Source organism: Kitasatospora sp. NPDC086009 (genome assembly GCF_044540385.1).
Taxonomy (GTDB): domain Bacteria; phylum Actinomycetota; class Actinomycetes; order Streptomycetales; family Streptomycetaceae; genus Kitasatospora.
Window position 1 is genome coordinate 234,842 of sequence record NZ_JBITSA010000009.1, and the last position, 12,948, is coordinate 247,789.

Consider the following 12,948-nt stretch of genomic DNA (forward strand, 5'->3'; position numbering starts at 1 on the left):
CGGGCCGCCCGGTCGGGGTGGGTCAGGTGATGGTGACGTCGACGCCCATCTGTTCGGCGCCTGGGGTGCCGGCGATGTCGAGGGTGACTCCGCTCCAGGTGCCGTCGGGCTCGTTGAGGGCCGGTGCGGTGTGCTGGCCGATGCCGGTGTTGCCGAGGGCCGGGTAGAGGTCGGTCCGGTCGCCCCGGTTGCCGGTGCCGAAGATCTTCCCCAGGTCGTTGCGGCCGTCGGCCTGCATCAGCGCGATGGCCAGGTGGTGTTCGTCGTTGACGTTGTCGATGGCTTCGTCCACCACGTAGGCGGCGACGCCCTGGGAGGGCAGGAACTCGTCCTGCCCGCGCTGGCGGCGGTACTCGACGATGATGTACTGGCTCTCCTTCATCCGCTGGGGGTTGCGGACGAACAGCAGGTCGCCGCCCTCGGCGACGGGCCGCAGCGCGATGCCGGTGGTGGTGCTGGAGACCTCCTGCGGGGTGGTCCAGCCGTGGAACATCCGCAGCATGCCGTTCGGGAAGACGGGGGTGACGCCGTCGTTGCCCCAGGAGCCGCCCGCCATCAGGCAGTAGTCCCCGAGGCCGTTGGAGGTCGTCGCCTCGACGCGGCCGGTGTCGTAGAAGTCGGCCCAGCGGGCGGCCAGGTGGCCCCACTCGTGGGCGCAGACGCCGACCGCGCAGTCCTCGGGGACGGTCAGGAAGGTCTGCACCCGCAGGCCGGGCGCGACCAGCACGCCGTCCTCGCCGGGCGGGTTCCACTTGAGGCTCCAGATGTCGCCGGGGCGCTCGGTCTGTTCGGCGCCGGAGCCGGCGTGGACGATGAACAGGGCGGTGACGAGGCCCTCGCCGAGGGCGTCGTAGCCGGCGGAGAAGTCGATGCCCTGGTCGAGCGCGAGTCGCAGCGCGTCGGCCGCCATGCCCTGGGAGTTCCGGGGCGGGTTGCCGGTGCCGGACTGGTTGTCGGTGTAGAAGGAGAGCGGCTGCGGCAGGCGGAACCAGCCGTGCACCTCGCCCTGGATGTCGATGCCGTGCTCGGTCGGGTGGGCGGCGTCGAATCCGCTGATCAGGCGGTAGTAGTCGCGCATCGAGCCGGTCGTGAAGGTGTCGGCACTGAACAGCATCTGTTCGAAGTGGCCGACGGTGTGCTCGGGGCTGTGCGGGTGGTCGGGGAAGTCGACCAGCAGCACCAGGGTGCGGATGGTGCCGCGCAGCTTCTTGGTCGGACGGGTGATCAACTGGGCCCCGGTGCTGGGGCCGGGGCGGACGGCGCCGTCGTCGAGGCCGATGACATTCTCACCGCGCCGCCGGGAGCGCCAGACGTAGTAGTACTGCTCGAAGGTGAGGCTCGCCGGGATCCGCCGGTGTTCGACGAGGTCCTGGTAGCGGGCCCGGAGTTGGGCGAAGGCCTTGGGGGACAGCGGTACCGGGCAGGCGTGCCGGTGGCCGGTGGGGTCGAGGGGGTGGTGATACTGCGGGGTTAAGGTGTGACGCATCGTGACGGCTCCTTTGAGCCAGCTCACTCCGCGGGGGAGCATGGCGACCCCGCCGAGCGGGCGGTCGCCGGCAATCGGTCGGCTCGCCAAAGGCGGTCGGGTCTGGCCGGTACCGGTTGCGAAATGGGCGATTTGCGGCTATCAGCCCTATTCTGACGCTCCGCGTGGGCAAAGCACCAGACCCGGGGGCGCGCCGGTTCGCTCAGCCCGCGCGGTACGCGGCCGCGGCGGCCGCGAACGAGGCGGCGAGCTGCGGTGATCCTCCCCAGTGCAGGTGCAGGTACGAAGCGTGAACGTTGCCCAGCGTGCCCCCGGTGAAGCCCTCGGTGTTCGGCCCGGTGGGCAGTCGCCAGCCCCAGGCGGGCCGTTCCCCGGCGCCGGGCTGGCAGACCGTGCGGTGGAACTCGTGCCCGCGCACCCGGGTGCCGGTCGGCGCCAGCGGCGAGTCGGTCAGCGCGACGGCCTCCCGGTATCCGAGGGTCAGCCGCTCGGTCATCCGGGCCGAGGTGTCCAGTACGCCGCACATCGGCAGGCCGTCCAACTCCCGCCCGAGGTAGAGCAGTCCGGCGCACTCGGCGGCGATCGGCGCGCCCGAGGCGGCGAACGCGGCGATCGCAGCGCGCAGCGTCCCGTTCGCGCTGAGTTCCCGGACGTACAGCTCGGGGAAGCCGCCGCCGATCACCAGGCCGGCGGTGTCCGCGGGCAGCGCGTCGGCGTGCAGCGGGTCGAACGGCACCACCTCGGCGCCGGCCGCGGTGAGCAGTTCGGCGTTCTCGGCGTACGAGAAGGAGAACGCGGCGCCGCCGGCCACCGCGATCCGGGGCGCGCCGGCCACCCGCTCGACCTCGGCGGCCGGGTCCCACGGCGTGGCGTCCAGCGGGGGAGCCGTCCGGGCCAGCGCCAGGACGGCGTCCAGGTCGACCGACGCGGCGACCAGCTCGCCCATGTCGGCGACGGCCCGCAGCGCCTCGGCCGAGCGCTCGACGGCCGGGATCAGGCCGAGGTGGCGGGACGGTGTGGCGACCGCCGCCGAGCGGCGCACCGCGCCGAGCACCGGCACCCCGGAGCCCTCCTCCAGGGCCTCGCGCAGCAGCAGTTCGTGCCGGTCGGAGGCGACCCGGTTGAGGATCACCCCGGCCAGTCGGACCTCCGGGTCCCAGGAGGCGAAGCCGTGCACCAGCGCGGCCACCGAGCGGGACTGCGAGGAGGCGTCCACCACCAGCACCACGGGTGCCCGCAGCAGCTTGGCGACGTGGGCGGTGGACGCCAGCTCGCCGCGTCCGGAGGCGCCGTCGAACAGCCCCATCACGCCCTCGACCACCGCGACGTCCGCCCCGGCGGCGCCGTGCAGGAAGAGCGGCGCGATGCGCTCCGGCCCGCACATGAAGGCGTCCAGGTTGCGGCCCGGCCGGCCGGCGGCCAGGGCGTGGTAGCCCGGGTCGATGTAGTCCGGGCCGACCTTGTGCGGCGAGACGGCCAGACCGCGCGCGGCGAGCGCGGCGATCAGGCCGGTGGCGACGGTGGTCTTGCCGGAGCCGGAGGACGGCGCGGCGACGACGAGACGGGGGACGCTGTTCAAGGCTCTACTGCTTTCGCGGACTCACGGACGTGTCACGGGCTTCACGGACTTCACGGACGTCACGGACTTCGCCGGCTTCACGGGTCGCACGGACCCGAGGGAACCCACGGGCGGCACGGACCCGAGGGAACCCACGGACCCGAGGGAACCCACGGGCCCGAGGGAACCCACGGATCCCGCGAAGCCCGCCGGGCTCACCACTCGATGCCGCGCTGGCCCTTGCGGCCGGTGTCCATCGGGTGCTTCACCTTGGTCATCTCGGTGACCAGGTCGGCGGCCGAGGTCAGCGCCTCGGTCGCGTACCGGCCGGTGATGACCACGTGCTGGCTGCCCGGGCGGTCCTTCAGCACGGCGACCACCTCGTCCACGTCGACCCAGCCCCAGTGCATCGGGTAGGTGAACTCGTCCAGCACGTAGAAGCGGTAGGTCTCGGCGGCCAGGTCGCGCTTGACCTGCTCCCAGCCCTCCTTGGCGGCCGCCTCGCTGTCCATCTCCATCTCGGTGGAGCGCTGGATCCAGGACCAGCCGGAGCCCATCTTGTGCCAGTCGACGGTGCCGCCCTCGCCGGAGGCGCCGAGCACGCGCAGGGCGTTCTCCTCGCCGACCTTCCACTTCGCGGACTTGACGAACTGGAACACTCCGATCGGCCAGCCCTGGTTCCAGGCCCGCAGCGCCATGCCGAAGGCGGCGGTGGACTTGCCCTTGCCGGGGCCGGTGTGGACGGCGGTGATCGGCTGGGTGCGGCGCTGGCGGGTCGTCAGGCCGTCGTCGGGCACGCTCTCGGGGACTCCCTTGGGCATGTGGATCAGGCCGCCTTTCGCGTCGGGGTGGCTCGGTTGGCACGGTTGTCGCGGACGAGCGAGGCCACGCCCTCGGCCCGCAGCTCGTCCAGGGTCACGGCGGTGGCGCCCAGCCGGGCGGCCAGGGTGCGGGCCAGGCCGAGCCGCACCGGGCCGGCCTCGCAGTCCAGCACCACGCTCGCCACGCCCTGGGCGGTGAACAGTCCGGCCGCCTGGTGGGAGCGCGCGACGGCGTCGCGGGAGCCGGTCGCCCGGCCGTCGGTCACCACGACCAGCAGCGGGCGGCGGTGCGGGTCGCGCATCCGCTCGACCCGCAGCACCTCGTGGGCCCGCAGCAGCCCGGCCGCCAGCGGGGTCCGGCCGCCGGTCGGAAGCGACTCCAGCCGGGCCGCGCCCACCTCGACGGAGGAGGTCGGCGGCAGGGCCAGCTCGGCGCTCGCGCCGCGGAAGGTGATCATGCCGATCTTGTCCCGGCGCTGGTAGGCGTCCATCAGCAGGGAGAGCACGGCGCCCTTGACGGCGGTCATCCGCTGCCGGGCGGCCATCGAACCGGAGGCGTCCACCAGGAACAGCACCAGGTTGGACTCGCGGCCCTGCCGGACCTGCTCGCGGAAGTCGTCCTTCTGCAGCAGCAGCGCGCGCGAGTCCCGCCCGCGCGCCACCTGGTGCGGCGCGGCGGCCCGCAGGGTCGCGCTCAGGTGCAGCCGGGCCAGGCGCCCCTGCGGGCGGCGGGCGCGGATGGTGTGGCCGCCGTCGGTCTCGGCGGGGGAGCGGCGGCCCTGGGCGCCCTTCCCGGTGCCCTCCACCTTGAACAGCCGGGTGCGGTACGGCTCGCCGGCCGCCACCGGCGCGGTCTGCGGCGCGCCGCCCCGGCCCTGCTGCGGGACGGCCTCCGGCTCGGCCGGCGCCTGCGGCTCGGGCCCGGCGGCCGCGGAGCCGTCGGGCGTGTCCGCGGGCGCGGGCGCGCCGCCGCCACCGTCGGGGCCGCCACCGTCGGGGCCGCCGCCGTCGGGGCCGGGGCCGTCGGGGCCGGGGCCGTCGTCCTCGGGGCCGCTCCCCTCGGGGCCCTCGCCGGGCTGCTCCCCCTCCGACGGTCGCTCCGCGGGCTCGGGCTCCTCGGGCCCGGCGTGCTCCTCCAGGGTCCGCTCCAACTGCTCCTCGTCCAGCCCCGGCGCGTCGAAGGGGTTGCGCCGGCGGCGGTGCGGCAGGGCCAGCTGCGCGGCCTTGCGGACGTCCTCCTCCAGCACCTGCGTCCGGCCAGCCCAGGCGGCCAGCGCGACGGCGGTGCGGGCCATCACGATGTCCGCGCGCAGCCCGTCCACCTCGAAGGCGGCGCAGACGGCGGTGATCTGGCGCAGCGCCGTGTCGGTCAGCTCCACCTCGGGCAGCAGCTCCCGGGCCGCGGTGATCCGCCCGGCGAGCGCGCGCTCGTCCTCGGCGAAGCGCGCGGCGAACCCGGCCGGGTCGGCGTCGTACGCCAGCCGGCGGCGGACCACCTCGGCGCGCTCGGCCGGCTCCCGGGTGGCGGCGATCTCCACGGTCAGGCCGAACCGGTCGAGCAGCTGCGGGCGCAGCTCGCCCTCCTCCGGGTTCATCGTGCCGACCAGCAGGAACCGCGCCGCGTGGCGCACCGAGACGCCCTCGCGCTCCACGTAGGAGCGGCCCATCGCGGCCGCGTCCAGCAGCAGGTCCACCACGTGGTCCTGGAGCAGGTTGACCTCGTCGATGTAGAGCACGCCCCGGTGCGCCCGGGCCAGCAGGCCCGGCTCGTACGCCTTCACGCCCTCGGCCAGCGCGCGCTCCAGGTCCAGTGAGCCGACGATCCGGTCCTCGGAGACGCCGACCGGCAGCTCGACCAACCGGGCCGGGCGGTGGGTCTCGTCGGCGCCGTCGTGCGCGCCGTCCGGGCAGGCCGGGTCCGGCGCGGCCGGGTCGCAGGCGAAACGGCAGCCGTCGACGGCGGCGATGGACGGGAGCAGTCCGGCCAGCGCCCGCACCATGGTCGATTTGGCGGTGCCCTTCTCACCCCGCACCAGCACGCCGCCGACGGCCGGGGAGACCGCGTTGAGCAGCAGCCCGAGCCGCAGGTCGGCCATTCCGACGATCGCGGTGAAGGGGTAGCGGACGTCACTCATGATTCTCCAAGGGGGCCCCGGGCGGCAGGAACGGCAGCGAACCCGCGGCCGGCACCCCGCCCTCGATCAGCTTCCACAGCGCGTCGGTGTCCGCGTGCTCCTCGATCAGGTCGCCCAGCCGGTCCAGCCGGGCCTCGCGCGCCTCGGCGAACGAGGTGTCCGGCGCGGGCACGAACGCCCGGCCCGACAGAGCGGCGACCTCGCGCAGCAGCGCGCGCCGGAAGCCGTCGTTCTCCAGCGCGCCGTGCCAGGTCGTGCCCCAGACCGCCCCCACCCGGCAGCCGTCCAGGAACGCCTCTCCGCCCTCCACGGTGACGATCCCGTGGTGGATCTCGTACCCCTGGACCGGCTGCCCGTAGGCCTCGCCGACCGGTCGGCCGAGCACCTTCTCGGCGCCGAACCGGACGTGCGTCGGGAGCAGCCCGAGGCCGTCGACGGCACCGGCCTTCGACTCGACCTCGTCGTGGATGGCGCGCGCGAGCATCTGGTAGCCGCCGCAGACGCCGAGGACCGGCAGCCCGGCCGCGGCCCGGGCCCTGAGGGCCGGCTCCAGGCCGCGCTCGCGCAGCCAGGCCAGGTCGGCCACGGTGGCCCGGGTGCCGGGCAGGATCACCAGGTCGGCGTCGGCCAGCTCCTCGGGCCGGGTGGCCCAGCGGACCAGCACCCCGGGTTCCTGGGCCAGTGCGTCCACGTCGGTGAAGTTGGACAGCCGGGGGAAGCGCACCACGGCCACCCGCAGCACGTCGGCGCCGAGCGGCCCGCGCCCCTCGGCGCGGTCCACCACGGTGGTCAGGTCCAGGGAGTCCTCGGCGTCAAGCCAGAGCCCGGACAGCATCGGCAGGGTGCCCAGCACCGGACGGCCGGTCAGCTCGCGCAGCATCTCCAGCCCGGGCGCCAGCAGCCGCGCGTCGCCGCGGAACTTGTTGACGAACCAGCCCGCCACATGGCGCTGGTCCTGCTCCGACAGCAGCGCCAGCGTCCCGTACATCGCGGCGAACACGCCGCCGCGGTCGATGTCGCCGACCACCACGACCGGCAGGCCGGCGGCGGTGGCCAGGCCCATGTTGGCGATGTCCCGGTCCCGCAGGTTGATCTCGGCGGGCGATCCGGCGCCCTCGCAGACCACCACGTCGTAGCGCCGGCGCAGGTCGGCCAGGCACTCCAGCGCTCGCTCCAGCAGGACGGGCTTGCGGTCGCGGTAGTCCAGCGCGCCGACCTCGGCGACCGCCCGGCCGAGCAGCACCACCTGGCTGCGGCCGTCCGCGCCGGGCTTCAGCAGTACCGGGTTCATCGCCGCCTCGGGCTCCACCCGGGCCGCCTGGGCCTGCATCGCCTGGGCGCGGCCGATCTCGGCACCGTCGGCGGTGACGAAGGAGTTCAGCGACATGTTCTGCGCCTTGAACGGCGCCACGGCGACGCCCTGACGGGCCAGCCAGCGGCAGATGCCCGCGGTGACCACGCTCTTGCCGGCGTCCGAGGTCGTCCCGGCGACCAGCAGTGCGTTGCTCATGCGCTCCCCCTTCTCGTCCCCGCCTTGAGTGCCTGCACGACGGCGTGCCCGGCGACGGTCGTACCCAGTGCGAGCAGTCCCACCCGGCGGGAGAGCCGGCAGGCGCGCTCGATGTCGTCCACCGTCACCGGCCGCAGCTCGCCGCCCAGTACCGGCCGGTGCTCGACCCGGGCGCCGTACCGCAGGGTGCCGCCGAGCCGCACGCCGACGGCGCCGGCGAAGGCCGACTCGGCCTGGCCCGCGTTGGGGCTGGGGTGGGCGGAGCCGTCCCGGCGCCAGACCCGCCAGGCCGTCCGGGGCTCGGGCGCGGCGGCGACGGTCAGCAGCGCGGTCAGCCGCGCGCCCGGCCAGCCCGCCACGTCGTCCAGCCGCGCCGAGGCCCAGCCGAACCGGGCGTGGCGCGGCGAGCGGTGGCCGACCATCGCGTCCAGGGTGTTGACCGCGCGGAACGCCAGCAGCCCGGGCGTGCCCGCGAGGGCGCCCCAGACGAGTGCGTTGACCACGGCGTCGGCGGTGTTCTCGGCGACCGACTCGACCACCGCGCGGGCGATCTGCCCCTCGTCGAGGGCGCTCGGGTCCCGCCCGCACAGGTGCGGCAGCCGCTGCCGCGCCGCCGCGAGGTCGTGCGCGGCGAGCGAGCGTCCGATCGTGCGGGCCTCGCGGGTGAGCGAGGTGCCGCCGAGCACCGTCCAGGTCGCGGCGGCGGCCAGCGCGGCCCGCCCGAGCGGCCGGCGGCCCAGGGTGCGGTCGGCCGCCAGCGCGCCGGCCGCGACGGTGCCCACGCAGAGCGCCGTGAAAGCCGTTCCGACGGCGCGGTCGTCCCGCCAGATCCGCCGCTCCAGCCGGCCGGCCGCGCCGCCGAAGACGGCCACCGGGTGGCCGCGGCGCGGGTCGGCGAAGCGGGCGTCGGCGAGGTACCCGGCCGCGGCCCCCAGGGCGAAGGCGGCGGCGCGGGTCAGCGGGCGCACGGTGGACAGCAGAGGGCTCGGAAGGTCGGGGCAGCCTGCATCGCGTGCGTGTCCTCACTCAGGGTCCGCGCCCTGGATCGACGTACCGGGGGCGAGAGTCTCCTGGCTTCCGGGTCGAACGCACCCCCGGGCCCGGCGGCGGCTTCTGACGGCCCGCCGCGATGGGCCCCCTCCGGCGCCGTGGCCGGCGGAGGAGGGACTCCGAGTGTGCTCCCCGGTGACAGTGGCGGGACCGCGCCGGACTCGCACCGGCTTCCTCTGCATGCCTCCGTTTGGCTGAAGGATCCCATCACGCGGCCGAACCGTGCGTCAACCAAGGTCACGGAGGGGTTGGTCACAGCGGAGCCGGACCGCCCGACGCCGTCGCTACCTCCGATCGGCACCCCCCGCAGGGGCATGACAGCCTGTGCGATCGTCCAGTCGCCCGGAGGAGCCTCCGGGCCCGCTTCGTGTGTTCGGCGGCTGGGGGGCGGCCGGACCGCCCCCTACCGTCGGGCCATGCGACGCAGACAGCCACCCGCCGTGCCCCCGGTGCCCTTCTCGCCCGCGGCCGCCCGCGCGCACCGCGCCGGCCTCGGGCTGACCCCCGAGCAGGTGGTCGAGGGCATGGCCGCGCACGGCGTCCGGCTGCTGCCCTCCCACGTGCTCGGCTGGGAGAGCGGCGAGCTGCGCCCCGCCGAGGACGAGTTCATCGCCCTGGCCCGGGCGCTCTGGTGCCCGCCGGCCCAGCTGATGGGCGTCCGCCCGGCCCGGCTGCGGGACTTCCGGGTCGCCCGGGAGCTCAACCAGGAGAGCGCGGCCCACCGGATCGGCCTCGCACTGGACCGGTACCAGCGGGCCGAGGCGACCGGTCAGTGGGACGGCGACCAGGAGCAGACCCACGCGCTGGCCCAGGTGCTCGGCACGACCCTGCGCGAGCTGGTCGCGGTGACCGGCCGGGCGCAGGAGCTGGACCGGCGGCTGCGGCAGTGCGTGGACGGCCGCTGGCAGGCGCAGCTCCGGCCGATCGGCCGGATCGTGCCGGTGCACGAGGTCGACCTCACCGCCGTGCTGACGGCGCTGCAGAACGAGTACCAGGTCACCTCCCATTGGGGCGCCGGCAGCTGGGGCTCCCCGGCCCCGGCGGCGGACACCCGCGCGGCGGCGGCCCGGCCGCTCGGCGAGCGGTTCTGGGAGCTGCTGGAGCGCCTGGAGACCGAGATCCCGGTCTGACGGGCCGCTACCGCGCCGCCCCCGCGCGGCGCCTCCCCCTCCCTGCCCTCTCCCTCCCTGCCCTCTCCCTCTGCCGCTTCCCGCGCCGCCGTGACCAGAGGGCCGAGAACCGCGCCGTCGCTTCTCGCAGCCGCTTCCCGTGTCGCGGTGACCCGGCCGAGACCCGCGCCGCGGTGACCCGGCCGAGACCCGCGCCGCGGTGACCCGGCCAAGACCCGTGCCGCCGTGACCCGGACGGCCGCGTCCGGTGGCCGGGTGGCGCCCCCGCGAGTGGACTGGTGGGCAGACTGCCCAGTCCGCGACCAACAGAGCGGGGAGCGATATGCGTTGGGGAACCGCAGCCGCCGTGGCGGCCGCCGCCGTCGGCACCGGGGCCGCCGTCCTGCTGATCGGCCGGAGGGCCTCCGAGCGGATGGTCCGCCCGGCGGTCGGCCGGGAGCGGGCCGCCGGCCCCGTCGTGGTGCTGACCCTCGCCGCCGGACGGGCCACCTTCACCCGCAGCGCCGAGAGCGCCCGCCCCGGCCGCTGGGCCGTCGAGTGGGGCGACGGAGGCCACGCGGTGGTCGGCGAGATCCTGCACGCCGACGAGCGGGGCGTCACCCGCCGGCTGGTCCGCGCCGACCGCGGCACCCTGGCCCCCGGTACCGCGGTCCGCTTCACGCCCCGCGTCCACCTCGGCGACCCGACCAGCGCCCTCGGCCTGCCGTACACCGAGACCGCCGTCCAGGGCGAGCTGGGCGCGCTACCCGCCTGGCGGCTGGACGGCAAGCGGGGCACCTGGGTGATCCTGGTGCACGGCCCCGGCGCCGACCGGCAGCAGACCCTGCCGGTGATGCCCGTCCTGCACCGGCTCGCGCTGCCCGTCCTGGCCGTCACCTACCGCGGCGACGAGGGCGCGCCGGCCTCCCCGGACGGCCTCGGCCACTTCGGCGAGACCGAGTGGCGCGACGTCGAGGCGGCCCTGCGGCTGGCCCTGGACAGCGGCGCCGGGCGGGTCATCCTGTACGGCTGGTCGCTCGGCGCGACCATGGTCCTGCAGACCGCGGCCCGCTCCGCCTGGGCCTCCTCGATCAGCGGCCTGGTGCTGGACTCGCCCGTGCTCGACTGGTCGGCCACCGCCCGCCGGGGCGCCGCCCGGGCCGGCTACCGGGGCGCCGCCGCCGAGCTGGGCGCGCTCGCGGCCGAGGGCCGGGCCGGCGTGGATCTGGCCGACTTCGCCCGCCTCGCGGACGGCACCGACCTGCGGGTGCCCACGCTCCTCCTGCACGGGCCCGACGACGCGCTGGCCCCCTGGCAGGCCGCCGCCCGGCTGGCCCACCGCCGCTCCGACGTGGTCGGCCTCCAGGCCGTCCCCGGCGGCGAGCACGCCGGCCTCTGGAACGCCGACCCCGACCGCTACGAGGAGCACCTGCGGCGCTGGCTCACCCCCCTGCTCTGAGGCCCGTCGCGGGCGGTCCCAGCCGTGTTCCGGACAGCCCCTCGGGCCCCTTCCCGCACCCCGTCCGCCCCGTCTTTCCCCAGGCTGGCGTGTCCGCGTCACACGGATTCGGCCAGGCGGTTTGGCCTCTGTTGCCCGATCTTGTCGACCCCCTGCGACCACCTGTCGGTAGTCGGGGCCGATCGGATGTGACAGAAGGCCGGTACAAGGGGAAGACTGCTCGACGTGACGTCTCGGAATCCGCGCGACCGTGATGCCCAGCTCCCGCCGACGATCGGCTCCGGTGCGACGGTGACCCGTCTCCCCGGAACTGCCCACCGCCCCGCCGGCGCCAGGCCGGGCGGCTCCGGCGTACCCCGCCGACGAGGCCCCGCACCAGCCCCCGGCCGTGGCCGGGTCCCGGTGCCGGACGGCTTCCCCGCTCCCGCCGAGCTCGCCCCGCTGGCCCGTCGGATGCTGATCGACGCCGTCCGCATCGCCCGCTGGGCCGGTGAACTCGCCGAGGTCGACAAGCGCGGCGAGCTGCTCCCCGAGGACGCCCGCGACGCGGGCCGCGCCCTCGCCATGACGGTGGGCGCCGCCGGCAGGGCCTGGGGCCAGGCCCTGCTGGTCGGTCTGGTCGAGGCCCGGGACGGCGGCGCCGCCCCCGGCTGGCGCCTGCACGCCTGGGAGCACGACGACGAGGCCGTGGTCCGCGGCTGGTCCGCCCTGTTCGACGCCTGGACGCTGCTCGCCCCGGTGCCGCCCGCCGCCCTGCGCGGCGTGTTCGCGGTGCTCGCCGGGCAGGCCGTCGACCAGGCGCCGCAGCTGCTCTCCTTCCTCCACCTGGTGGCCGGCCCGGTCGCCGACAGCGAACTGCTGGAGCTGCTGCGCCGGGGCCTGGACGAGCGCCGGGTCGGCGGCGGCGACGGCGCGCTGGGCCTCTCGCCCGTGCCGCACGCCGCCTCCGCGGTCTCGGCCGTCCGCGGCACCTGCCGCGAGCCGCAGATCGACACCCCGGCCGCACCCTCCGACGTGGCGGCCGTGCTGGACTGGATGCTGGACGGCCTGGCTGCGGTCGGCGCGGTGGTCCGCAAGGACGACGCCGCCGAGCTCTCCCCCCTCGGGCACTGGGCGGTGCGGGCCAAGCTGGAGGAGATCTGCACCGTCGCGCAGACCGCCGCCGGACACATCGAGCAGAGCGCCTTCGAGCTGCTCAACGCCTGCGCCGACTACTCGCCGGGCCCGGCCCGGGCCGAGTTCCGCGCCTGGGTGGCGGCCCGACCGGCCGACCGGGCGGTGGCCGAGCTGCTGGACGCCGCCCAGGGTGACGACGCACTGGTGCGCGGCCTCGCCTTCGAGGCGCTGCGGGTGGCCGGCTCCACCGCCGAGCAGGCCGTCCGGGCGGCCGTGGACGCCCCGGTGCTGCGCCCCTACGCGCTGCTCTGGCTGGCCGAGCAGTCGGACGAGGGCGTCGCCCCGGCCGATGTGCTGGGCGCGGAGGACGCCGCCTGGCTCTGGGTGGACACCGCGGCCGCGGTGCTCGACCACGGCGAGACCGAGCTGCTGGTGGGCCATGTCGAGGGCGCCTCGGCCGGTGACCCGGTCCGGCTGTTCGCCCGGGCCCGGCAGTCCGGCCACCCGCGGGCGGCGTCGGTGCTGACCGCCGTCTCCGGCGTCCACCCGGACCCGGTCGTGGCCCGCGCGGCCCGGCGCTCGGCCTTCAGCGTCCACCGCGGCGGCGCGTAGCGGTCAGGGCGCACTGCGGCGGCGCGGAGCCGCTCGGGCCTGACCGCGGCGGCCCAACGGCCGCCACCCGGCCCGGCAGGGCCGCAGCCGGC

Annotated in this window: 9 protein-coding genes and 1 riboswitch; of the genes, 3 read left to right on the plus strand and 6 right to left on the minus strand. The window is 76.1% G+C overall.

Annotation, left to right across the window (positions count from 1 at the left end):
• Nucleotides 1–22 precede the first annotated feature (22 nt).
• The 6 genes from ACIF6L_RS22710 to ACIF6L_RS22735 form a co-directional block, all read right to left on the minus strand.
• Entirely contained in the window at nucleotides 23–1,486 is a 1,464-nt protein-coding gene (locus tag ACIF6L_RS22710) for a M6 family metalloprotease domain-containing protein (protein WP_396490036.1), read from the minus strand.
• 202 nt (nucleotides 1,487–1,688) lie between these two features.
• Nucleotides 1,689–3,065 (minus strand): cobyrinate a,c-diamide synthase, encoded by a 1,377-nt coding sequence (locus ACIF6L_RS22715; protein WP_396490038.1) that lies wholly within the window; start codon nucleotides 3,063–3,065, stop codon nucleotides 1,689–1,691.
• A 194-nt stretch (nucleotides 3,066–3,259) separates the two neighbouring features.
• On the minus strand, nucleotides 3,260–3,865 hold the full coding sequence (gene cobO / locus ACIF6L_RS22720) for a cob(I)yrinic acid a,c-diamide adenosyltransferase (protein ID WP_329490083.1): 606 nt from the start codon (nucleotides 3,863–3,865) through the stop codon (nucleotides 3,260–3,262).
• A gap of 5 nt (nucleotides 3,866–3,870) precedes the next feature.
• On the minus strand, nucleotides 3,871–6,000 hold the full coding sequence (locus ACIF6L_RS22725; RefSeq protein ID WP_396490040.1) for a putative cobaltochelatase: 2,130 nt from the start codon (nucleotides 5,998–6,000) through the stop codon (nucleotides 3,871–3,873).
• Entirely contained in the window at nucleotides 5,993–7,510 is a 1,518-nt protein-coding gene (locus ACIF6L_RS22730) for a cobyric acid synthase (RefSeq protein ID WP_359804381.1), read from the minus strand. Before ACIF6L_RS22730 ends, ACIF6L_RS22725 begins: the two co-directional genes overlap by 8 nt.
• A complete protein-coding gene (locus ACIF6L_RS22735; protein ID WP_396490042.1) occupies nucleotides 7,507–8,478 on the minus strand; it encodes a cobalamin biosynthesis protein in 972 nt (323 codons plus the stop codon). Before ACIF6L_RS22735 ends, ACIF6L_RS22730 begins: the two co-directional genes overlap by 4 nt.
• 93 nt (nucleotides 8,479–8,571) lie before the next feature.
• Nucleotides 8,572–8,764: riboswitch (cobalamin riboswitch) on the minus strand.
• Nucleotides 8,765–8,976: 212 nt separating this feature from the next.
• Here ACIF6L_RS22735 and ACIF6L_RS22740 point away from each other — a divergent pair.
• The 3 genes from ACIF6L_RS22740 (at nucleotide 8,977) to ACIF6L_RS22750 (ending at nucleotide 12,856) form a co-directional block, all read left to right on the plus strand.
• On the plus strand, nucleotides 8,977–9,690 hold the full coding sequence (locus tag ACIF6L_RS22740; RefSeq protein ID WP_396490044.1) for a transcriptional regulator: 714 nt from the start codon (nucleotides 8,977–8,979) through the stop codon (nucleotides 9,688–9,690).
• A 322-nt stretch (nucleotides 9,691–10,012) separates the two neighbouring features.
• Nucleotides 10,013–11,128: an alpha/beta hydrolase gene (locus ACIF6L_RS22745; protein ID WP_329490088.1), complete on the plus strand. Its 1,116-nt coding sequence runs from the start codon at nucleotides 10,013–10,015 to the stop codon at nucleotides 11,126–11,128.
• A gap of 402 nt (nucleotides 11,129–11,530) precedes the next feature.
• Nucleotides 11,531–12,856 (plus strand): hypothetical protein, encoded by a 1,326-nt coding sequence (locus ACIF6L_RS22750; RefSeq protein ID WP_359804377.1) that lies wholly within the window; start codon nucleotides 11,531–11,533, stop codon nucleotides 12,854–12,856.
• The last annotated feature ends 92 nt before the right edge of the window (nucleotides 12,857–12,948 follow it).

Coding starts and splice junctions, on each gene's coding strand:
- ACIF6L_RS22725 (WP_396490040.1), bottom strand. CDS start 6,000: ATGAGTGACGTCCGCTACCCCTTCACCGCGATCGTCGGAATGGCCGAC.
- ACIF6L_RS22740 (WP_396490044.1), top strand. CDS start 8,977: ATGCGACGCAGACAGCCACCCGCCGTGCCCCCGGTGCCCTTCTCGCCC.
- ACIF6L_RS22730 (WP_359804381.1), bottom strand. CDS start 7,510: ATGAGCAACGCACTGCTGGTCGCCGGGACGACCTCGGACGCCGGCAAG.
- cobO (WP_329490083.1), bottom strand. CDS start 3,865: ATGCCCAAGGGAGTCCCCGAGAGCGTGCCCGACGACGGCCTGACGACC.
- ACIF6L_RS22745 (WP_329490088.1), top strand. CDS start 10,013: ATGCGTTGGGGAACCGCAGCCGCCGTGGCGGCCGCCGCCGTCGGCACC.
- ACIF6L_RS22710 (WP_396490036.1), bottom strand. CDS start 1,486: ATGCGTCACACCTTAACCCCGCAGTATCACCACCCCCTCGACCCCACC.